Source organism: Pararobbsia silviterrae (assembly GCF_003628125.1).
GTDB lineage: Bacteria > Pseudomonadota > Gammaproteobacteria > Burkholderiales > Burkholderiaceae > Pararobbsia > Pararobbsia silviterrae.
In genome coordinates, this window is sequence record NZ_RBZU01000001.1 from 485395 (window position 1) to 505356 (window position 19962).

21 protein-coding genes and 1 pseudogene are annotated in these 19962 nt (G+C 65.8%); 14 read left to right on the forward strand and 8 right to left on the reverse strand.

Going from position 1 to position 19962, the window contains the following annotated elements; genetic code table 11:
- Nucleotides 1–17 precede the first annotated feature (17 nt).
- Nucleotides 18–500: a D-glycero-beta-D-manno-heptose 1-phosphate adenylyltransferase gene (gene rfaE2 / locus D7S86_RS02175; protein ID WP_121082841.1), complete on the forward strand. Its 483-nt coding sequence runs from the start codon at nucleotides 18–20 to the stop codon at nucleotides 498–500.
- 78 nt (nucleotides 501–578) lie between these two features.
- On the opposite strand, the gene D7S86_RS29885 is transcribed toward rfaE2, so the two are convergent.
- The 4 genes from D7S86_RS29885 to D7S86_RS02195 all read right to left on the reverse strand — a co-directional run bounded on the left by D7S86_RS29885 (nucleotide 579) and on the right by D7S86_RS02195 (nucleotide 3555).
- The gene (locus D7S86_RS29885; RefSeq protein ID WP_121082843.1) at nucleotides 579–986 is read right to left on the reverse strand and encodes a hypothetical protein; all 408 of its coding nucleotides are present in this window, start codon (nucleotides 984–986) and stop codon (nucleotides 579–581) included.
- A gap of 176 nt (nucleotides 987–1162) precedes the next feature.
- Complete coding sequence (locus D7S86_RS02185; protein WP_121082846.1) at nucleotides 1163–2029, reverse strand: type III pantothenate kinase; 867 nt, start codon at nucleotides 2027–2029, stop codon at nucleotides 1163–1165.
- Nucleotides 2026–3153 (reverse strand): biotin--[acetyl-CoA-carboxylase] ligase, encoded by a 1128-nt coding sequence (locus D7S86_RS02190; protein WP_121082849.1) that lies wholly within the window; start codon nucleotides 3151–3153, stop codon nucleotides 2026–2028. The genes D7S86_RS02185 and D7S86_RS02190 overlap by 4 nt, the downstream gene beginning before the upstream one ends.
- On the reverse strand, nucleotides 3154–3555 hold the full coding sequence (locus D7S86_RS02195; protein WP_147432200.1) for a hypothetical protein: 402 nt from the start codon (nucleotides 3553–3555) through the stop codon (nucleotides 3154–3156).
- Nucleotides 3556–3616: 61 nt separating this feature from the next.
- Between D7S86_RS02195 and D7S86_RS02200 the strand changes: the two genes are divergently transcribed.
- The 8 genes from D7S86_RS02200 (at nucleotide 3617) to D7S86_RS02235 (ending at nucleotide 10670) form a co-directional block, all read left to right on the forward strand.
- On the forward strand, nucleotides 3617–4747 hold the full coding sequence (locus D7S86_RS02200) for an MlaE family ABC transporter permease (protein ID WP_121082855.1): 1131 nt from the start codon (nucleotides 3617–3619) through the stop codon (nucleotides 4745–4747).
- The gene (locus D7S86_RS02205) at nucleotides 4744–5604 is read left to right on the forward strand and encodes an ABC transporter ATP-binding protein (protein ID WP_121082858.1); all 861 of its coding nucleotides are present in this window, start codon (nucleotides 4744–4746) and stop codon (nucleotides 5602–5604) included. Before D7S86_RS02200 ends, D7S86_RS02205 begins: the two co-directional genes overlap by 4 nt.
- A 15-nt stretch (nucleotides 5605–5619) precedes the next feature.
- Complete coding sequence (locus D7S86_RS02210) at nucleotides 5620–6591, forward strand: MlaD family protein (RefSeq protein ID WP_121082861.1); 972 nt, start codon at nucleotides 5620–5622, stop codon at nucleotides 6589–6591.
- Between the two features lie 21 nt (nucleotides 6592–6612).
- Entirely contained in the window at nucleotides 6613–7245 is a 633-nt protein-coding gene (locus D7S86_RS02215) for an ABC-type transport auxiliary lipoprotein family protein (RefSeq protein ID WP_121082863.1), read from the forward strand.
- A gap of 17 nt (nucleotides 7246–7262) precedes the next feature.
- Nucleotides 7263–7604 (forward strand): (2Fe-2S) ferredoxin domain-containing protein, encoded by a 342-nt coding sequence (locus D7S86_RS02220; protein WP_121082866.1) that lies wholly within the window; start codon nucleotides 7263–7265, stop codon nucleotides 7602–7604.
- Between the two features lie 7 nt (nucleotides 7605–7611).
- Complete coding sequence (locus D7S86_RS02225) at nucleotides 7612–8259, forward strand: alpha/beta hydrolase (RefSeq protein ID WP_121082871.1); 648 nt, start codon at nucleotides 7612–7614, stop codon at nucleotides 8257–8259.
- A gap of 290 nt (nucleotides 8260–8549) precedes the next feature.
- The gene (locus D7S86_RS02230; protein ID WP_121082873.1) at nucleotides 8550–9764 is read left to right on the forward strand and encodes a D-alanyl-D-alanine carboxypeptidase family protein; all 1215 of its coding nucleotides are present in this window, start codon (nucleotides 8550–8552) and stop codon (nucleotides 9762–9764) included.
- A 630-nt stretch (nucleotides 9765–10394) separates the two neighbouring features.
- Nucleotides 10395–10670, forward strand: a complete 276-nt coding sequence (locus D7S86_RS02235) for a DUF493 family protein (protein WP_121082876.1) — start codon at nucleotides 10395–10397, stop codon at nucleotides 10668–10670.
- A 574-nt stretch (nucleotides 10671–11244) separates the two neighbouring features.
- Here the strand turns inward: D7S86_RS02235 and gcvA are convergent.
- Nucleotides 11245–12171 (reverse strand): annotated as a pseudogene (gcvA, locus tag D7S86_RS02240) (transcriptional regulator GcvA); the annotation flags it as partial.
- Between the two features lie 367 nt (nucleotides 12172–12538).
- Here gcvA and D7S86_RS02250 point away from each other — a divergent pair.
- The 3 genes from D7S86_RS02250 (at nucleotide 12539) to lipA (ending at nucleotide 14978) form a co-directional block, all read left to right on the forward strand.
- Nucleotides 12539–12874, forward strand: a complete 336-nt coding sequence (locus D7S86_RS02250) for a DUF2917 domain-containing protein (RefSeq protein WP_158601839.1) — start codon at nucleotides 12539–12541, stop codon at nucleotides 12872–12874.
- 338 nt (nucleotides 12875–13212) lie between these two features.
- Nucleotides 13213–13896, forward strand: coding sequence for a lipoyl(octanoyl) transferase LipB (gene lipB / locus D7S86_RS02255; protein WP_166444085.1), 684 nt, complete (start codon nucleotides 13213–13215; stop codon nucleotides 13894–13896).
- Between the two features lie 83 nt (nucleotides 13897–13979).
- Entirely contained in the window at nucleotides 13980–14978 is a 999-nt protein-coding gene (gene lipA / locus D7S86_RS02260) for a lipoyl synthase (RefSeq protein ID WP_121082897.1), read from the forward strand.
- Nucleotides 14979–15239: 261 nt separating this feature from the next.
- Here the strand turns inward: lipA and D7S86_RS02265 are convergent, their stop codons facing one another.
- Nucleotides 15240–15761: a TlpA disulfide reductase family protein gene (locus D7S86_RS02265; protein ID WP_121082899.1), complete on the reverse strand. Its 522-nt coding sequence runs from the start codon at nucleotides 15759–15761 to the stop codon at nucleotides 15240–15242.
- A 308-nt stretch (nucleotides 15762–16069) separates the two neighbouring features.
- On the opposite strand from D7S86_RS02265, the gene D7S86_RS02270 reads away from it, so the two are divergent.
- Nucleotides 16070–16636, forward strand: a complete 567-nt coding sequence (locus D7S86_RS02270) for a hypothetical protein (protein WP_121082901.1) — start codon at nucleotides 16070–16072, stop codon at nucleotides 16634–16636.
- Nucleotides 16637–17004: 368 nt separating this feature from the next.
- Here D7S86_RS02270 and D7S86_RS02275 read toward each other — a convergent pair whose 3' ends face one another.
- Both D7S86_RS02275 and D7S86_RS02280 read right to left on the reverse strand, forming a co-directional pair.
- A complete protein-coding gene (locus D7S86_RS02275; RefSeq protein ID WP_121082904.1) occupies nucleotides 17005–18582 on the reverse strand; it encodes a YifB family Mg chelatase-like AAA ATPase in 1578 nt (525 codons plus the stop codon).
- Between the two features lie 259 nt (nucleotides 18583–18841).
- A complete protein-coding gene (locus D7S86_RS02280) occupies nucleotides 18842–19093 on the reverse strand; it encodes an accessory factor UbiK family protein (protein ID WP_121082907.1) in 252 nt (83 codons plus the stop codon).
- 521 nt (nucleotides 19094–19614) lie between these two features.
- Here D7S86_RS02280 and D7S86_RS02285 point away from each other — a divergent pair.
- Complete coding sequence (locus D7S86_RS02285) at nucleotides 19615–19953, forward strand: P-II family nitrogen regulator (protein ID WP_121082910.1); 339 nt, start codon at nucleotides 19615–19617, stop codon at nucleotides 19951–19953.
- The last annotated feature ends 9 nt before the right edge of the window (nucleotides 19954–19962 follow it).

Here is a 19962-nt window from a genome sequence, read left to right on the forward strand (position 1 = left end):
CTTCTCCGAATATTCCGATGCCAGCCTCATTTGAACGCAAGATCGTCAGCCGCGACCAGCTTGCGGCGCTTCGCGCCTCGCTCACGGGCCCCGTGGTATTCACGAACGGCGTGTTCGACATCCTGCATCGCGGGCACGTCACGTATCTCGCCGATGCGCGGGCGCTCGGCGGCACACTGATCGTCGGTGTCAACAGCGATGCGTCGGTCCGTACGCTCGGCAAGGGCGACGACCGGCCGATCAATGCCGAAGCCGACCGGATGGCGCTGCTCGCGGCGCTCGAGAGTGTCGATTGGGTCGTGTTGTTCGGTGAATCGACGCCGGTCGAGCTGATCGGCGCGTTACACCCGGACGTCCTCGTCAAAGGCGGCGACTACGACATGGACGTGCTGCCCGAATCCGCGCTCGTGCGCGGCTGGGGCGGACGCGCGCTCGCGATTCCGTTCGAGCATCAGCGCTCGACGACGTCCCTGCTCAAGAAAGTCCGGGCCGCGCAGTAAGGCGGTATCGACGGAAATGCGCGGGCGATGTCGCCCGACCTTCCGCATGCGATAAAGGGGCCGCGGCGCCCGGACGAATCAATGCGATTGCGACGCCGCGCGAGCGGGGGCGGCCGCCGGTGCGCTGTTCGACGCAGCGGCCGTCGTGGCGGCGCTTGCGCCGGCTGTCGCGTTGGCGCTTGCCGCCGCGGGTGCATTGGCGGCGGCCGGTTCGCTCGCCTGCGCCGATGCAGCCGACGCCGCGGCGGCATCCGAACCCGGCAACGCGCTCGCGGCGGGTGCCGATGCATCGACAGGCGCACCGACGACGGCGCTCGACGCGGGCGCGCCGGCGAGTTGCACGTCGAGGCGTTCGGGATGGACCTGACTGCTCGTATGGCCGGGCTCGAGTTCGCCGGCGGACGGCAGCGGACCGAACGCACCGCTGACCGCGGCGAATGCCGCGAGATTCGCGATAAGCAGGAAAGCGATCACCCAGCGCAACATCGTTGAACTCCTTCGTTATGTATTCGACCTCGCTCGCTGCCGCGAGCCTACGACCCTGTCTGTTCCGCGGTCCACGATGCGGCACGGGCTCGCGAAACATCGTCGCGCGGCGTGGTCCTGGCTCGTGACTCGCTCCGAGCGACCTTGCAGTCCCGCCACGTGCGCGGCCTGACCTGTCAACGCGGCTCGCGATCCCCTGACTCGGCGTCCGCCGACGCCGCCTCGCATGCGATCCAGAGCAGGCCCTCGAGCACGAGGCCGTCGTGACGCGTGAACGGGACGCGCAGCGCGGCACCGACCGCGTCGGCCGCGCCGCCGCCGACAATGCAGCGCACATCGCCGTCAAACAATATCCGGGCCTCGCGCCACGCATACTCGATCAATGCCGTCTGGGCGGCGCGACAGCCCTCGCTCAGCGATGTGCGAGTATCGCATGCGAATGCGCCGCGATGATGTTCGGCGGCGTCCATTGAGCGGATCAGCTTTGTCGCATCCTCGGCGTCGAGCGTGGGTAACTGAGCGGTGCGTTGCCCGAGCGCGTTCATCATGAGCGTCCATCCGGGCGCGATAAGGCCGCCCGCAAACAAGCCATCGGCACGCACGGCCTCGAACGTCGTCGCCGTGCCGAGCGTCGCAATCAGCAGATGTTCGCCCGGATAGGCGGCATGCGCGCCGATCATGCCGCACCAGCGGTCGGCGCCGAGTTCGGTCGGGTCGAGATATCCGTTCGTCACGCCGGCCTGGCGGTCGCGCGGACGTACCCAGACGCAGTCGAGGCCGGGCCATGTCTGCTCGATCAGTGTGCGAATCCGTGCTGCCGCGTCGGGTCCCGCGACATTGGAAATGACGGCCCGAGCCGGTCTGCCGAGGCTTGCCAGTCTTGCGCGCTGCGCGGCTTCGTCACCGTGATCGAACACGCCCGACGCGATCGTTCGCGTGGCGTTCGGCTCCGCATGCGCGGTCCTTGCGTGCGGCGCGGCGGTCTCGGCGAAGGCCCACTTGACGCGGCTATTGCCCGCATCGATCAGCAGGGCGCGGCTCATGCCGGACGCAGCGAAACGTCGCCGCTCGCAATTGTGCGGATGCCGTCCGCGGTTTCGAGCAGCAGGTGGCCGACGTCGTCGACGCCGCGCCCGATGCCGGAGGTCGGCGCATCACCGCCTTCGTATAGCGCGACGGGGCGATCGCGATAACTGTCGGCCGCGCACCATGCATCGCGCATCGGCGCGAAGCCGTGAGCGCCGAAGGTCTCGAACGTCCGCGCGAGCGCATCGAGAAGCCGTGCAAGCAGATCCGTCATCGACGGATCGGACCAGATGGCATCGAGCGCGGTCGGGGGTGTCGGCGGCGGCATGGCCACGGGTTGTGACGCGTCTGCGCGCGCATTCGCCCCCGCGCTCGCGCCTGAGCTTGAACTCGAACCGACATCCGCCCCCGCCCCCGCCCCCGCACCCGCACCCGCACCCGAGCCTGAGCCTGAGCCCGCATGCACACCGACATTGGCCACCGCGGTATCAGCGACGCCCGAGTTCACAGCGGCGGTCGCATCGGCGCCCCGATTCGCCGCATCGCTTTCCGAACGTGCCGCCGCCGCGCGCTGAATATCGCGCGCAATCGTCGCGGCCCCGCGCAGATTGATGCCGATTCCGACGACGAGCGCGGTCGCCCCGCGCGTCCCACCGGCGGTCTCGATCAGGATGCCGGACACCTTCGCGCCGTCGACGAGCACGTCGTTCGGCCATTTGAGCGCGACGCGCGAGGCGTCGACGGGCAGTGCGCGGATCGCGTCATGGACCGCGAGTCCGACCGCGAGACTGAGTCCGCCGAGACCGTCGATGCCGCGCGGAAGCCAGCCGCCGACCGAGAACAACAGCGCGTCCCCGGGTTCCGCGATCCACGCGCGCCCGCGCCGCCCGCGGCCGGCAGTCTGCTCATAGGCGACTTTCACGCGTGCGCCGGCGAGTCCCGTCTGATCGTCATGCGTTGCCGGCGCGGACCGTGCGTGGCGGAACGCGTCGAGCAAGTCCGCATTGGTCGAGGTCGTGCGCTCCACGACCTCGATCGACCAGGCGCGCGCGCGCGGAGATAGCTGGGCGTCGAGCCGCGCGCGGTCGATCGCGCGATGAGAATCGGGAGTGGGCGTCGTGTCCTGAACAACAGCAGTCATCTAGCGGTAATCCATCAAAAAGTCAGCGTGGCGCGTCGCACGTCGTGGCGCCGTGTATGTCGGATGCGCCGAAGAACCGAAGAACCGAAGAACCGAAGAACCGAAGAACCGAAGAACCGAAGCAGCGGTGCTCCGGGTCACGGAACCACGTAAGTCCGGTTTCACCGCCGGCACGTCGCCGCCCCTCGCGCGCCGCGAGACGGTGCTGCCCGGATGCGTCGCCCGGTCATCGCCGCCTTCGTCGCCTTCGTCGCCTCGCGTCCCGTCTTTTTTGTGATTCTTGATCCCTGCAAGCGCCGACCGGTACGATTCGTGCGCATATTGTAGCGACCGCTGCGCAACACGCCTGTGCATGGCGTACCGGGTCGGGTGCTCGATCCATGTGTTCGTCAATTGCGTCATGAAAGCGGTCCGATACAATGCCGCGAGCATCGTCCTATTAAACGCTTCCCTTGCGACTGTCTTGGATTTCGATACGCCTCCACAACTGCAGATCGATACGGGCGACCACGGCCCGATCGTGCGCCTGTCCGGCCAGTGGACGGCGCTCGCGCTCGCGCTCGACGAGCAAAAGGGCGGCGTGGGCCGCAAGATCCGGCAATTGACTCATGTACATGCTCACGAATGGGACCTCTCGGGCATCGAGCGGCTCGACCATTCGGGCGGACAGGCGCTGTGGCGCGTCTGGGGCAGGCAATGGCCCGCGGCCGTGCGGCTCACGGACATGCAGCGCCAGATCTTCGACCGCATCGCCGCGCTCGACGCCCAGTACGAGAAGCCCGACAAACCCGAGCGCATCGATATCGCGACCGCGCTCGGCTTTGCGATCTTCCGGTTCCTGCATCACATGACCGAAGGCATCATCCTGTTCGGCAGCGTGATCGTCGATGCTTTCCACGTGCTGCGCGGCGCGCGCCGTTTTCCCTTGAGCGACGTCTCGGCGAATGTCTTCAGCGCGGGCGCGCGCGCGCTGCCGATCACGGCGCTCGTCGGGTTCCTGATCGGCATCGTGCTCAGCTATCTGTCGTCGCAGCAACTGCGCATGTTCGGCGCGAGCACGTATATCGTCAACGTGCTCGGCCTCACGATCATCCGCGAACTCGGTCCCGTGCTCGCGGCGATTCTCGTCGCGGGCCGCTCGGGCTCGGCGATCACCGCGCAGATCGGCGTCATGCGCGTGACCGAGGAACTCGACGCGATGCAGGTCATGGGCATCCCGCACAGCCTGCGGCTCGTGTTCCCGCGTGTCATCGCGCTGGCGATCGCGATGCCGCTGCTGGTGCTCTGGACCGACATCATCGCCTTGCTCGGCGGCGCGATGGCCGCGCACTTCGCGCTCGACATCGACATGACGCTGTTCGTGCATCAGTTGCCGAACGTCGTACCGATCCGCAACGTCTGGATCGGTCTGCTCAAGGGCGTCGTGTTCGGCATGCTCATCGCGCTGACCGGATGCCACTTCGGTTTCAGGATCAAGCCCAATTCGCAAAGCCTCGGCGAGGGCACGACGTCATCTGTCGTCGCGTCGATTACGGTCGTGATTCTGGCCGATGCCGTGTTCGCCATCATGTTCCAGCGCGTGGGGCTCCGATGAACAGCCTGCCGACATACGGCGCGAACGCCGCGCCCCCCGCGATCGAAGTCCGGGGCCTGCTCAAACGCTACGGCCCGGCGATCGTCCACGAAGACCTCGATTTCGAGGTCCGGCACGGCGAAGTGATTTCGCTCGTCGGCGGGTCGGGTGCCGGCAAGACGACGCTCGTGCGCCAGATCCTCGGTCTCGAGAGTCCGACCGCGGGCACGATCCGCGTGCTGGGCCAGGATCTGTCGAAACTCTCGGAACGCGACGCGCGCCTGATCCGCGCGCGCTCGGGCATGTTGTTCCAGCGCGGCGCGCTGTTTTCGGCGATGTCCGTCTTCGACAACATCGCGCAGCCGATTCGCGAACTCGGACACGTGCCGCCGGACCTGCTCCATGATCTCGTGATGCTCAAGATCGAGATGGTCGGGCTCTCGACGCGCCATGCCCAGAAGATGCCCGCCGCGTTATCGGGCGGCATGATCAAGCGCGTCGGCATCGCGCGCGCGATCGCGCTCGAACCCGAACTGCTGTTTCTCGATGAGCCGACGGCCGGTCTCGACCCGCAGGCATCGGAGGAATTCGTCGAGCTCATCGCGGGTTTGCGTCGCGCGCTCGATCTGACCGTCGTCATGGTCACGCACGATCTCGACACGATGACGTCGCTGTCGACGCGCGTCGCGGTGCTCGCCGACCGCAAGGTCATCGTGAACGCGCCGCTCGAACAGGTCGCGTGTGTCGATCATCCGTTCATTCAAGAGTATTTTCTCGGCGCGCGCGGACGGCGCGCGTTGCAGGCGCTGCCCGCGCACCGGCGCGCGCAATTGCCCGAGGCCGCGATGGAGCCGGTGCCGGCCGATATCGCGCGCTAGGGGAGACAGGACATCATGGAAAACAAGTCACACGCATTCTGGGCTGGCGCATTCACATTGGGGTTGCTCGCCGTGGCCATCCTCGTGATCGCGTGGTTCAACCACGATCGCGCGGTCCGCGTGCCGTACGACCTTATCGCCAAGACGAACGTCACGGGCCTCAATCCCGATTCGATCGTCCGGTATCGCGGCATCGCGGTCGGCCGGGTCCGCACGATCGAATTCGATCCGAAGTCGCCGGGCGTCATCGTGGTCCATATCGCCGTCAATCCCGATACGCCGATGACGCATGGGACGTTTGCGACGCTCGGCTACCAAGGGGTGACCGGGCTCGGCTTCATCCAGCTCGACGACTCGGGCGACGATCCGACGCCGTTGCAGTCGTCCGAGGACCACATCGCGCAACTGACGCTGCGTCCGGGCTTGCTCGACGATATCCAGAAGCGCGGCGCGGAGATGATCAAGCAGATGGAGCAGGTCACGGTGTCGCTCAACCACATGCTCAACGACCAGACGCGCGAGCAACTCATCCATACGCTGCAAAGCGTTCAGCACGCAGCCGACGGGGTCGCGACGATCGCGAAGAATGCGAACCCGGCCGTGGCGAAGCTGCCCGAGACGGTCGCGAAGCTCAACGGCACGCTCGATTCGGTGCATCAGCTCATCGGCACGATGAACAGCCCGAGCGGTCCGTTGATGACGAACCTCAACAAGATCGGCGATGCCGCGAGCCGAACCGGTGCGGCGGTCACGCAACTCAGCGACTCGATGCAATCGATGAGCGCGACGCTCAACTATGAAACGCTGCCGCGCGTCGCGTCGCTGTCCGACGACATCCGCGCGGCGACCCAATCGTTCAATCGCGCGGCGGATTCGATCTCGAGCAATCCGCGCGGCCTGTTGTTCGGTCAGCCCGAGCCCGAGCCCGGCCCCGGCGAGGCGGGCTTCAATTGGCCGGCCGCGGCGGCGCCCGCGGGCACTCACTAAACGATCACAGGAACATCGACCATGCGACGCCCGATTCTCGCGCTCTCGCGCCCCGCCTTCGCCGCGGCCTTGCTGGCTTGCGCCGCGCTCACGCTCGTCGCGGGCTGCTCCGTCGGCGGCCATGCCGCGAGCGCGCCGCTCGCGCGCTTCGACTTCGGTTCGCCGCCCGAGGCGGCGGCGAACGCCGTGTCGCTGTCGACGCCGATTCGCGTCGCGGCCGTGTCGGCGCCGTCGGCGTTGAGTACGGATGCGTTCCAATACCGGCTCAGCTACGCGGACGATCGTCAGCCTCACGTCTATGCGACGAGCCGCTGGACGATGCCGCCGCCGCAATTGTTGACCGAGCGGCTGCGCGACCGGATCGCGCGCCAGGGCCATGTGCTCGACACGAGCGACGGCGGTCCGTCCGTGCCCGTGCTCAAACTCGAACTCGACGAATTCGCGCAGGTGTTCGACAAACCCGGATCGAGCGAAGGCCGCGTGCGCGTGCGCGCGACGATCCTGCACGGCAGCGCGTTGATCGCGCAGCAGACCTTCATCTCGACATCGCCCGCGCCGTCGCCCGACGCCGAGGGCGGCGCGCAAGCGCTCGCGAGCGCGAGCGACGCTGTCATCGGCCAGGTTATCCGCTGGCTCTCGACCCAGAATCCGTAATTTCATTGCGATCGATCATGACCCCGTATTTTGAGCATCACGTCTTCTTCTGCCTGAACCGGCGCGACCCCGGCGATCGTCCGAGCTGCGCGAACTGCGGGTCCGAGAAGATGCAGGAGTACGCGAAGAAGCGCGTCAAGCAAGCCGGCCTCGCGGGCCCCGGCAAGGTTCGGATCAACAAGGCCGGCTGCCTCGACCGATGCGAGGAAGGGCCGGTCATCGTGATCTACCCGCAGGGCACCTGGTACACGTATGTCGACGAGACCGACATCGACGAGATCGTCGAATCGCATCTCGCCGGCGGCAAGATCGTCGAGCGCCTGCTGATCGACAAGCCCGATACGAAGCCGGCGGGGTAAGGCCGGCATGAACGCGTACACGCAGAAGTATTTGATCGACGGCCCGGTCGGCAAGATCGAGGTCGCGCTCGATCTGCCCGATGCGATGCGCGAGCACGGCGCCGCGCCGCGCGGCCTCGCGCTCGTCGCGCACCCGCATCCGCTGTTCGGCGGGACGATGGACAACAAGGTCGCGCAGACGCTTGCGCGCACGCTCGTCGGGCTCGACTACGTCGTCATGCGCTCGAATTTCCGCGGCGTCGGGCAGACCGAGGGCGTGCACGACGAGGGCCGCGGCGAGCAGGACGATCTCCTCGCGGTCTGGACCCATTTGCGCGAGATCCATGGCGCGGAGGGCCGGCCGTTCGTGCTTGCGGGATTTTCATTCGGCACGTTCGTGCTCTCGCATGTCGCCGAGCGGCTCGCGCAGGCAGGGACGCCCGCGCAGCGGCTCGTGTTCGTCGGCACGGCCGCGAGCAACTGGCAGGTCGCGAACGTGCCGCAGGACACGATCGTCATTCACGGCAACGAGGACGACACGGTGCCGATCCAGTCGGTCTACGACTGGGCCGCGCCGCAGGAATTGCCGGTCATCGTGATTCCGGGCGCCGAGCACTTTTTTCACCGCAAACTTCACATCCTGCGTCGCGTAATCACCGAGGCGTGGCGCGTATAATCCTGCAGACTTCGCGATGACGCGGCGGCCGTGCCGATGCGTCATCCCGAAATGCTGCACGACCTGTGTCGATGCCGTGCGCCGTGAAGGCGGGTTGATGGGATGAAGCAGCGCGCAACGCCGTCCTCGACGGTGAACTTCGCGGTGCCAAGCGAGTCAGCCGACGTGTTCACGCTGCATGTCGTCTCGTCTGCGGGGTTCCGGACCGCTCGCCGGAATCAAGCGACCGCGGGCGATGTTGGCCCGCGTTCTTGAGATTCCCGACTTTCCGTAATTCAGCTTACCGACCTATGCGCTTGACTGCCCTTCGTATCACGACGCCTTTCGAGGCGTCTTCGCGTGCCGTTCGCGCCGCCGCGCTTGCTCTGACCCTGCTGTCGCCGGTGTGCGCCGAAGTCGCGCATGCGCAAGTGCCGCCGCCCGAGGTGACCGCGCGCTCGTGGGTCCTCATCGATGCGACGAGCAACCAGATGCTCGCTTCGGGCAATTCGGACGAGCGCGTCGAGCCCGCGTCGCTGACCAAGCTCATGACCGCGTATCTCGTCTTCGATGCGTTGAAGACGAAGAAGATCTCGATGGATCAGACGGTCGTGCCGAGCGAAGCGGTGCGACGCGTCGGCAACGACGAATCGCGGATGTTCATCGAGGCGAACAAGCCCGTGACCGTGCACGACCTCGTCTACGGCATGATCATCCAGTCGGGCAACGACGCGGCGATCGCGCTCGCCGAACTCGTCGGCGGCAGCGAGAGCAATTTCGTGACGATGATGAATGCCGAGGCGCAAAAGCTCGGCATGACGCATACGCACTATGCGGACGTCAACGGGATGCCCGATCCGAATCACTACACGAGCGCCGGCGATCTCGGGATCCTGTCGACGCGTCTGATTCGCGATTTCCCCGACTACTACGCGATCTTCTCGATCAAGGAATTCAAGTACAACAACATCAAGCAGCCGAACCGCAATCGTCTGCTCTGGATCGATTCGACGGTCGACGGCCTCAAGACGGGTCATACGCAGGCGGCGGGCTACTGCCTGATCGCGACGTCGAAGCGTCCGTTGCCGTCGTCGCCCGATATCGCGCGCCGGCTCGTCGTCGTGATGATGGGGGAGCCCAAGGAATCGGATCGCGTGCAGGACAGCCTCAAGATGCTCAACTATGGGTATTCGGCGTATGACGCGGTGCGCTACTACAAGCCGGGTCAGGTCATCGATACCGCGCGCATCTATAAGGGCACGCAATCGACGGTCAAGCTCGGCGTGAACCTCGATCAATTGATCACGGTGCCGAAGGGCTCGGCCGACAAGCTCAAGCCGGTCGTGTCGTACACCACGCCGCTGCTCGCGCCGCTCGCGGTCGGACAGGCGGTCGGCACGGTCAAGGTCCAGGCCGACGGCAAGGACGTCACGTCCTATCCGCTCGTCGCGCTCGAAGCGGTCCCGCAGGCCGGCATTCTCGGCCGCCTCTGGGACTCGGTCATGCTGACGTTCCACAAGAAATAAGCGCGGACTGCGCGCGCCGGGTTTCGGCGCGCGTGTGCGGCACGGGCGACCAGCGTCGATGCGTGTGTCGCGGCGCGGGCGACCGGCTTCGACGTGCGCGTCGTGGAGCGGGTGAGCGGCTTCGGCGCGTGTGTCGCGGCGCAGGCGACCGCTATCGGTGATCCTCAAGACGGGCATGCTGGCTGAACGGCGGCCGGGTGCGGTTCGGATACGGCCGATGGCATGTCGATTGCGGCGCCACGCGATCAGTGCGCCACAACGCCGACCTGCGTTTCTGCCCCTTGAAGAATTGGGGATCGACACCCATATCTGTCCGATGAAAGCCCGGCCGATGCCGGGACTGACCTGGCACGGAGCGCCGTACGGGACGTCACGCGCGGCGGCACGATGCGCCATGCCGGCATGGTCCATGCGAGGTGTCGCGTTCCGGGACGTCATGGTGTCCGGTCCGACGGATCGTAGCCGGTGCGCGATGCCAGGCCCGTCAATGCGGCGTATATATCGATACGTGTGTGCGTGCGTTGATTGGCACGTATTTGTCGGCACGTCGTTATCGGCGCGTATTGAACGGCGCATCTATCGCTTAACCGCGCGTGAAACCGCGCGACTGTCTGCACGAGAGGATTCGAGATGACTGCTATTCCCACTGACGACTCGCTGTTCGAGTTTCCGTGTGACTTTCCGATCAAGGTCATGGGCAAGTCACACCCCGAATTCGCCGAGACGATCGTTCTCGTGATTCAGCGGTACGACGATGCATTCCACAGCGGCTGCGTCGAAACTCGCCCGTCGAGCGGCGGCAACTACACGGGGCTGACATGCACCGTGCGTGCGCTGAACCGCGCGCAGCTCGACGACATCTATCGCGCGTTGTCGTCGCACCCGATGGTGTCGGTGGTGATGTAAGCGGCCGCGGTGGAGATTGCGCGTCGAATGCGCGATCTCGATCGCGGGTGTCGTAGGAGGCCCGGCCGGCGGCTCGGGTCGCATCCGATACGGGAGGGCCGGTCGGCCCGAGGTGACCGGCAACGCGGCTGGCCCAACGATCCGACGCCCCACCGGCTCAAAAGCTCAAAAGCCTGATGATCGTGCAGCCAAGCGGCCAAGCGGCCAAGCGGCCAAGCGGCCAAACGGCCAACCGACCCAACGACCCAACGACCCAATGACCCAACGACAACGGATCCGTAGTGATCAGCGATGGCCGACGAGTCATAGCCAACAGGCGCTCCGTTTATTCGAGCGCCTGTTTCTTTTTGCGCGGCTGATTGCGCGTCGTCGTGCGATCGGTCGGTGTCTTCTCGCCTTGACCCAAGGGCGGGAATGACTTGAGACCTGTCGTTCTGAGGCGGCCGTGTCCGCGCGGAGAAACGTGTTCCGATGATCCGCTATGGGGCGCGGGTGGCGCCGCCGTTGATCGCTCCTGAACCTCCGATTGCCCCAAGACCGCATGAAGCGACGCCGTCTCGGGCGCGAACGGCAGCGAGGCGGCGGGTTGTCCGGGCTGCGCGGCCATGAATGTCCGGGCCTCGGCGACGACCCATTCGCGAAATCGCGCAACCGGTGTGCGCTCGGCATTCGCTTTCGACGAGACGACCCAGTAGCGCCACGGCGACGGCGCGACGATCTCGGGAAACAACGGGACGAGCCGTCCGGTCGCAAGCGCATCGGCCGCCAGCGACGAACGGACCATCGCGATGCCGAGTCCCTCGACGGCGCCTTCGATAAGCAGCGACGAATCCTCGTAAATCGCGCCGCGCACGGGCGTCTGGATGCCGTCGAGGCCGGCTGCGTCGAACCAAAGCCGCCAGTGTTCGTAGTCGGAACGCAGCAACGTGAAGCTCGGCAGCTCGGCGGGCGTACGCGGAAACACGCCGCCGTTGAACGTCGGGCTGCAGGCGACGAGGAACGTCTCGGACATCAGCGGTTCGACATGGAGATCCGGATACGGGCCCGTACCGAATCGAATCGCGACGTCGACGTCCGCATGTTCGAGATCCACGATATCGGTCGTCGAGCGGAGTTCGAGATCGATCTCGGGGTTCGCGAGGATGAAACGGCCGAGACGCGGTGCAAGCCAGCGTGCGGCGAACGACGGGATGGTCGACAGGACGAGACGCGGTGTCTTGTGGTCGCGCACGATGCTCGCGGTCGCGGCGGCGATGTTCGCGAACGCCGCGGAAACCTGACGTGCATACGCCTGCCCGATTTCGGTCAGCGCGACGCGGCGCCCCGAGCGCTGGAACAGCGTCGCGCCGAGTTCGGTTTCCAGCGCGCGGATCTGGTGGCTGATCGCGCTATGCGTGACGAACAACTCCTCGGCCGCGGCCGAGAAGCTTTCGTGCCGCGCCGCGGCCTCGAATGCGCGCAGTGCATTGAGATTCGGAAGTCGGCGAGGTGAAGTGGCCATGGCAATCGGAACGTCGTGTGAATCGCAGTCTTGGGTCGTGCCGCGTTACGGTGGATCGGATCAGATCGCGTTGCGTTGCGTCTCCGGTCCAGTCGGCTCAGCTCAGCTCGGCCCGGCCCGGCCCGGCCCGGCCCGGCCCGGCCCGGCCCGGCCCGGCTCGGCTCGGCTCGGCTCGGCTCGGCTCGGCTCGGCTCGGCCCGCGGTTCGCCCGCAAGCGGGATCGGTTAGCGCGGCTCACGGATTCGGTTAGAAAACATCGTCATGTGAATTTTTCTCACAATTCACGCCAAAATATCTCGTTAAGAATAATCCAGTATCGCTTCTATCATGAGCTTCATGTCTTCTCGCAATGATTCGGGAGCTCATCATGAAGGAAATTTTCTCAACAGTGGCATTTGATCTGCAGCCCGGCGAGCGCGTCGGTGTGCGTGTCCGGCGCGGGCTGGCGCTCGCGGTGACGGGCGAGCGTGTCTGGCTTACGCGAAGCAACGAGGCGGTCGACTATTTCGTTCATGACGGCGAGTCGTTGAGCTTGCGGCCGCACGAAACGCTCTGGATCAGCGTCGACGGCGAGCGTGCGACGCAGCTTGTGTTCACGCTGGCGGCGGGCACCGGCAGCCGTGTCGCCGATTGGGGCGTCGGCGTCTGGCAGCGGCTGCGCGCCTGGACGCCGCGCGGCGTGCTGGGACTTCGGATCGGCTAAATTCGAGCGGCGGCCCGAGGCGATGCGACTCGCCGCGCCTTCCGCGAGACCCGAGTATCGCGAGGCTGCTCGCGCACCGTCGAATCATCGGGCCGCGTCGCCTCGCCTCGCCGCGTGCGCCGCGCGGCGCGAGCCGGTGAGGCTCGGCGGAATTGATTACACTACGTCCAATCATGGACGACCTGTCTCTCAATACTCTCGCCTCGGGCGCAGACCGCCGGATCGATCCGGCCGACGCCCGGGTTTCGTCTGTGGACGTTGCCGGCCGCACCGGCGCCACGGACGTTCCGGCTTCGCCTCCCTCGACGCATCCGCACGGCGCCGCCGACGCGCCCGCAGTGCCGCTCCCGTCGTCCGCCGAGCGCCTCGATGCGCCGCCCGTCGACGTCGTCTGGCGCGGCATCGAAACCTACGCGGTGAGCTTCGACGCGATGCGTGCGTTTACCGAGGCGCGGAGCGCCGAGACGCGCGACGAAATCTGGCTCGTCGAACATCCGCCCGTTTATACGCTCGGCCAGGCCGGCGACCCCGCGCATTTGCTGGCCGAGGCGTCGGGGATACCGCTCGTACGCGTCGATCGCGGCGGGCAGATCACGTATCACGGTCCCGGCCAGGTCGTCGGCTATCTGATGTTCGATTTGCGGCGTCGCAAGCTCATGGTCCGCGAGCTCGTCACGCGGATCGAGCAGGCCGTGATCGATACGCTCGCGGCGTATAATCTCGCGGGTGTCCGCAAGGCGGGCGCGCCGGGGATCTACGTCGACGGCGGGCCGTTCGAAGGCGCGAAGATCGCGGCCCTCGGGCTCAAGATCCGCAACGGTTGCAGCTACCACGGCGTGAGTCTGAACGTCGCGATGAATCTGCAGCCGTTCGACGATATCAATCCGTGCGGGTACGCCGGTCTACGCACGGTCGACATGGCCTCGCTCGGCAGTACGGCGACGTGGGCCGATGTCGCGCAGACACTGGCGCAACACCTGATCGCGCAGATCGGCGGTCGGCAGACCGCGATCGCGGCCTGAGGAGTCCGGAACGGCGAAGCGCTCGACCGGGCCATTCTCAAGCGGAATAAGGCATTCCGCGCGAGCCTTTAACTGGAATCGACATGACAACCGCAGCCCCCGGCAACGCCGCCCCCGAACCGACGGATGCCGTACCGGCGCCCTACGACGCCACGGCCAAACAGAAGTCCCAGGCCAAGACCGCCCGGATTCCGATCAAGATCATCCCCGCCGAGAAGCTCAAGAAGCCCGACTGGATTCGCGTCAAGGCGGCCACGGGCAACTCGCGTTTCAGCGAGATCAAGACGATCCTGCGCGAGCACAACCTGCATACCGTCTGCGAAGAAGCGAGCTGCCCGAATATCGGCGAATGCTTCGGCAAGGGCACGGCGACGTTCATGATCATGGGCGACAAGTGCACGCGGCGCTGCCCGTTCTGCGACGTGGGTCACGGCCGTCCCGATCCGCTCGATCCGAACGAGCCCGAGAACCTCGCGCGCACGATCGCCGCGCTCAGGCTCAAGTACGTCGTGATCACGAGCGTGGACCGCGACGACCTGCGCGACGGCGGCGCGGCGCACTTTGTCGCCTGCATCGAGCGTACGCGCGCGTTGTCGCCGCAGACGCGCATCGAGATCCTGACGCCGGACTTCCGCGGCCGCATGGACCGCGCGCTCGAGATCCTCAATGCCGCACCGCCCGACGTGATGAACCACAACCTCGAAACGGTGCCGCGCCTGTACAAGGAAGCGCGCCCGGGTTCGGATTATCACCACTCGTTGATGCTGCTCAAGAACTTCAAGGCCGCGCATCCGCATGTCGCGACGAAGTCCGGCCTGATGGTCGGTCTCGGCGAGACCGAGGAGGAAATCCTGCAGGTCATGCGCGATCTGCGTGCGCACGACGTCGACATGCTGACGATCGGCCAATATCTGCAGCCGTCCGAGCATCATTTGCCCGTTCGCGAGTACGTGCATCCGGACACGTTCAAGCGTTACGAAACGGCGGCCTACGAGATGGGCTTCGAGCATGCGGCCGTCGGCGCGATGGTGCGTTCGAGCTACCACGCCGATGTGCAGGCGCACGAGGCCGGCGTGGTGTGACGCGTATCGACGCGTATTGCGATGCGTGACCGGCTTCGAATGAACGCGTGACGCGTCTCGGTGAGCGTGCCTGCATGACGAACACGGCTCGCGCCGACTGCGACGCGGCACGCTGCGTGGACGCCGCATCGAACGCGAACCGCCATGCAAAACGCCCGACGGCTGAGCCGGTCGGGCGTTTTCTTTTGGGCGCGCGCGCGGGATCAACGTGGGCGCATCGGATCCGTGTGTCGAGGCGGGGATCCTACCGGCGTCAGGGTGTCAGGCTTGCTTCGAGAGCGCGTCGGCGAGCAGCTTGTCGAGTTCGCCGTATTCGGGTTCGCCGACATAGCGCTTGAGGATTTTGCCGTCCTTGCCGATGACGAAGGTCGTCGGCGTCAGTTGAACGTTCCCGAACTGCTTGGCGGCCGAGCCGTCATCCATCGCGACCATGAACGGCAGGCTGCGCGTTTTCGCGTAGTTCACCACGTAGCTCGGCGGATCGTAGTTCATCGCGACCGCAATGTACTCGAGACCTTCGCCTTTGAACTGGTTGTAGGTCTGGACCATCTTCGGCATTTCCTGGATGCACGTCGTGCAGTCGGTCGCCCAGAAGTTGATCAGATAGACCTTGCCCTTGAGTTGATCGGTCGTCACGCGCTCGCCCGACAGCAGCGTGAACGAGGCCTGAGGCACGTGTTTGGACGAATTGAACGCGAACCAGCCGGCGACGGCGACGACGATCGCGACGACGGCAATCGCGATACCCGCGATCGGCGTTTTGGAAGAAGCGGTACGGGTCATGGCGGAACCCTGATCAGAAACGGAATTTGGCCGCTATTGTAGCGCTATCCGCGATCGGCGTTCGTGCAGGGCGCGCGTCGAGGAGAACGCCGGGTGTCGAGCTTGCGTCGGCGATGCGTGCGAGGCGGGTGTCGGAGCCGCGGAGCGCGTCGGCTGCCTAGCGGGCTCCTAGCGTGCTCCTAGCGTGCTCCTAGCGGGCCGCCTTGTCGGCGATGACGGATAATAGGCGACCCGAGCGCTCGATGCGCCGGGCCGCTTTTCTCGCGTCCTTCTTTTCAGTCTTCGACTCAATCCGACTCAAACGACCCGTGCTGTCCCTTCGCGCCCTGTTTTCCTCCGCTGTTCGCCGCCGTCTCGCGCTCGCCGCGCTGGTGCCCGTCCTCGCCGCGTGTTCGCCGAAGTACGAATGGCGGACCCTGACGAATGACGACGGCCGGTTTTCGGTCATGTATCCGGCCAAGCCGGCGCTCGACGAGCGCGTGCTGCCGATTGCGGGCCATACGCTCAAGATGCGGATGCAAGCCGCGCGCGCGGGCGATGCGATGTTCGCCGTCGGGTCGGTCGAGCTGCCGAGCAACGACCCCGCGCTTCAGCGCGCGGTGCTCGACGCGCTGGAGTCCGGCATCGCGCGCAATGTCGGCATCGACGATGCACCGAGCCGGATCCAGGTGCCGCTGACCGAGAATGGCCGCTATGCGGACGGGGAGGCCCTATCGGGGCGCGGCAAGGTCGCGGGGCGCTCGGAGCACCGGACCGTCGAAGCGCGGTTCGTCGCACACGACCGGCGCGTCATTCAGGCCATCGTGATCTCCGACAAACCGGTTCCGGCCGATCAGGTCGCACAGTTCCTCGATTCGCTGCGCGTTTACGAGTGAGCGTGGGGTCCAGATCGAGGCGCAACCCAGTATCTGGACGCCTCGCTGCCCTGAATCGATTCGTCCGGCGCGTCGCAATTTGCACGCATAACTTGAGCTTAGCGCGCTAAGCCCTCGATTCTCCAGCCAAAAATTCGGTATCCACAGATCCTGTGGATAAGTGTGTGGGTAAGCGCTCCAATCGACCCGGAACCCGCGCCGCATCAGCCTTTCAGTCACATTGCCTCGAAACTGCGCAGCGAAGGGCTTTTGTTAAAAATCAGTGACTTGAGCGATACGTGTCAAATGGGCACCGATTCGGCCCGAGACTCGGTGCATGGGCCCATAGATTGTGCATAAGTCAAGCCCTTGAGAAGCGCGGTAAGGATTTACTCGCTCCGGATCGATCGTCGGTACTGAATCGCTTCGGCCAGATGATCGACCGTCGGTTGCACCTCGCCCGACAGGTCGGCGATCGTGCGCGCGACGCGCAAGGTCCGGAAATGCGCGCGCGCCGACCATGCGCGGCGTGACGCCGCGCGCTCGAGCAGATGTTCGGATGCCGTATCGAGCCGGCAGACATCGCGAATTTGCCGCGCGCTCAGCATGCGATTCGGGACCCCCTGGCGTTCGATCTGCCTGCGATGCGCGGCTGTCACGCGCTCGCGGATCGCGCGGCTCGACTCGGGCGTCGCCGCATGCCGCCCCGTGAGCTCCGCGGGCACCAGCGCGGGCACGTGGACCACGACATCGATCCGATCGAGCAATGGCCCGGACAGCCGGCGCTGATAGCGATCGATCGCTTCGCTCCCGCAGCGGCAGCGCCCGCTTGCGTCGCCGAGCCATCCGCACGGGCACGGATTCATCGCCGCGATGAGCTGACAGGACGCCGGATAGTCCGCGTGACGCGCCGCGCGGCTGATCGTCACATGGCCGGTTTCAAGCGGTTCCCGGAGCATCTCGAGCGCGCGCCGCTCGAATTCGGGCCATTCGTCGAGAAACAGGACGCCGTGGTGCGCGAGCGAAATCTCCCCCGGCTGCGGCGGGTTGCCGCCGCCGACCAGCGATGCCGCAGTGGCCGAATGATGCGGCGCGCGAAACGGCCGGCATCGCCAGTTCGACGGATGGAATCCGTGCCGGCTCGCGCTGAGCAATGCCGCCGAAGCGAGCGCCTCGTCGTCGGTCATCGGCGGAAGTATCCCGGGCAAGCGGGCCGCCAGCATCGATTTGCCGGAACCCGGCGGACCGACCATCAGCATATGGTGCGCACCCGCCGCCGCGACCTCGAGCGCGCGCCGCGCGCTCATCTGCCCGATCACATCGGACATATCGGCGATGACCTCAGTCTGTGCGAGGTGTTCGTTCGATCGATCGAGCGAAGGATCGGCGCCGATCGGCATCGGCTTCAGCGGGGTCGCCTGCATGAGGCTCTGCTCGGGGTGTTGCGCAAGGTGCGCGCAGAGCGCCGCGAGGTCGGGCGCGCCGTATACGCCGACGCCTTCGACCAACGCCGCCTCGCGCGCATTCGCGGCGGGGACGAAAAGCTTGGGCGTAGGGCGCGTCTTGTCTTGTGCGATTCCGCATGCGATCGCAAACGCACCGTGCATCGAACGCAATTCGCCCGTCAGCGAAAGCTCGGCCGCGAACTCGGCGTCGCGCGCGCAGTCCGGCGGCAACTGTCCGCTCGCGATCAGGATGCCGAGCGCGATCGGTAGATCGAAGTGTCCGGCGGACTTCGGAAGATCGGCCGGCGCGAGGTTCACGGTGATCCGGCGCGTCGGGAATTCGAATCGCGAATTCTGGATCGCCGCGCGCACGCGGTCACGGCTTTCGCGGACCTCCGTCGCGGCGAGTCCGACGATCGCGAAGCACGGCAAGCCGTTCGCGAGATGCACTTCGACTGTGACCTCGATCGCGCGCGCAGCCGTCAGCGCGCGGCTACGGACGACCGCGACGGATGGAGACATGAGGTATTCCGATACGAAGTGCGTGAACGCGCCGAGGATCGCGACGCGCCTCGCGCAATGGGTTCGATTGCGGTTTAGGCAGCGGCGCGCGGCCGTTGCAAGAGACGCGCGCAGCGTCGACGCGGCGCGCGTAGAAGGGGAATCAGATTGCTGCAGTCACGGCCAAGGCCAAGGCCAAGGCCACGAGATCGGGATCGGGATCGGCCGCGCTTCGGACGCGCACGCGCGCCGCGCAGCGGCGCACGCATCCGTCGCGATATCAGGGCGTTTCGGGCGCCGAGATCCGTTGTTCGAGCGTCGCGACGCGACGTTCGAGTTCTTCGAGCCGTGCGCGCGTGCGCGCGAGCACTTGTGCCTGGACGTCGAATTCCTCGCGCGTCACGAGGTCCAGCCGAGCAAAGCCTTGGGTGAGCATCGCCTTCACGTTGCGTTCGACATCTTTCGCCGGCGAGTTCCGGAACAGTTCGCCAATCTTGTTCTGGATGTCTTGAAATGCTTCATTCGGTTTCATTTGAATTCTCCTTGCATGCATCGCTTCGAGGCGTTTCGCACAGGTGTCGTGCGCACGCCCCCGATTCGTTCGCGGTGCGCCCGCGCGAGCGCTACGCTGGTGCATCGATGCCCGTGTTCGAAGCATCGGAGCGTATCTCCGAGGCTCGTGCAAACAACTGTAGCACGAAGCGGCACGCACTCCGGCCCCTCAACCCATTCGTTAGCCGTTTGGCAGAGGGGCGAATTTTCCCTTGCGAATGAGGCGCTTGATGCGTCCCTTTCAAAACTTGCCGTTTTTTTTCGCGCAATTGGCATAGAGGTTGCTCTTACCTGCCGCGGCATGGCGGCGAGTCGGTTCATGACGGATGGGTCGATCCCGAACGCGCCGCATGTGAGGACATAAACGCCTGCAAGCGTGCAACACCGTCGCGCAGCGGGCCTGAGCCGGACGCCAAGGCGTCGGCTGGGCGCGGGGTGTTGGGCAGCCGTCGAGGTAAAGACTCATTCATCCGTATCGCACACTCTTTGACGGAGTTTTCTATGAAATTGATTACAGCAATCATCAAGCCCTTCAAGCTCGATGAGGCGCGCGAGGCCTTGTCGAGCATCGGGGTCTCGGGCATCACGGTGACCGAGGTGAAGGGCTTCGGCCGTCAGAAGGGCCATACCGAGCTGTATCGCGGCGCGGAATACGTGGTCGATTTTCTGCCCAAGGTGAAGATCGAAGCCGCCGTCTCGGACGACATCGTCGAGCAGGCGATCGAAGCGCTCGAGCGCGCGGCACGTACGGGCAAGATCGGTGACGGGAAGATCTTCGTCACGCCGATCGAACAAGTCATTCGCATCCGCACCGGCGAAACCGGCGCGGACGCTCTCTAAGAAACAGGG

What these genes read in the sequence shown, in the direction of transcription:
- D7S86_RS02195 (WP_147432200.1), bottom strand. Translation starts at nt 3,555, where the DNA reads ATGACGCAATTGACGAACACATGGATCGAGCACCCGACCCGGTACGCC.
- D7S86_RS02205 (WP_121082858.1), top strand. Translation starts at nt 4,744, where the DNA reads ATGAACAGCCTGCCGACATACGGCGCGAACGCCGCGCCCCCCGCGATC.
- D7S86_RS02275 (WP_121082904.1), bottom strand. Translation starts at nt 18,582, where the DNA reads ATGTCTCCATCCGTCGCGGTCGTCCGTAGCCGCGCGCTGACGGCTGCG.
- D7S86_RS02230 (WP_121082873.1), top strand. Translation starts at nt 8,550, where the DNA reads ATGCGCTTGACTGCCCTTCGTATCACGACGCCTTTCGAGGCGTCTTCG.
- D7S86_RS02215 (WP_121082863.1), top strand. Translation starts at nt 6,613, where the DNA reads ATGCGACGCCCGATTCTCGCGCTCTCGCGCCCCGCCTTCGCCGCGGCC.
- D7S86_RS02210 (WP_121082861.1), top strand. Translation starts at nt 5,620, where the DNA reads ATGGAAAACAAGTCACACGCATTCTGGGCTGGCGCATTCACATTGGGG.
- D7S86_RS02190 (WP_121082849.1), bottom strand. Translation starts at nt 3,153, where the DNA reads ATGACTGCTGTTGTTCAGGACACGACGCCCACTCCCGATTCTCATCGC.
- D7S86_RS02185 (WP_121082846.1), bottom strand. Translation starts at nt 2,029, where the DNA reads ATGAGCCGCGCCCTGCTGATCGATGCGGGCAATAGCCGCGTCAAGTGG.
- D7S86_RS02235 (WP_121082876.1), top strand. Translation starts at nt 10,395, where the DNA reads ATGACTGCTATTCCCACTGACGACTCGCTGTTCGAGTTTCCGTGTGAC.
- rfaE2 (WP_121082841.1), top strand. Translation starts at nt 18, where the DNA reads ATGCCAGCCTCATTTGAACGCAAGATCGTCAGCCGCGACCAGCTTGCG.
- D7S86_RS02265 (WP_121082899.1), bottom strand. Translation starts at nt 15,761, where the DNA reads ATGACCCGTACCGCTTCTTCCAAAACGCCGATCGCGGGTATCGCGATT.
- D7S86_RS02280 (WP_121082907.1), bottom strand. Translation starts at nt 19,093, where the DNA reads ATGAAACCGAATGAAGCATTTCAAGACATCCAGAACAAGATTGGCGAA.
- D7S86_RS02250 (WP_158601839.1), top strand. Translation starts at nt 12,539, where the DNA reads ATGAAGGAAATTTTCTCAACAGTGGCATTTGATCTGCAGCCCGGCGAG.
- lipA (WP_121082897.1), top strand. Translation starts at nt 13,980, where the DNA reads ATGACAACCGCAGCCCCCGGCAACGCCGCCCCCGAACCGACGGATGCC.
- D7S86_RS02220 (WP_121082866.1), top strand. Translation starts at nt 7,263, where the DNA reads ATGACCCCGTATTTTGAGCATCACGTCTTCTTCTGCCTGAACCGGCGC.
- D7S86_RS02285 (WP_121082910.1), top strand. Translation starts at nt 19,615, where the DNA reads ATGAAATTGATTACAGCAATCATCAAGCCCTTCAAGCTCGATGAGGCG.
- D7S86_RS02225 (WP_121082871.1), top strand. Translation starts at nt 7,612, where the DNA reads ATGAACGCGTACACGCAGAAGTATTTGATCGACGGCCCGGTCGGCAAG.
- D7S86_RS29885 (WP_121082843.1), bottom strand. Translation starts at nt 986, where the DNA reads ATGTTGCGCTGGGTGATCGCTTTCCTGCTTATCGCGAATCTCGCGGCA.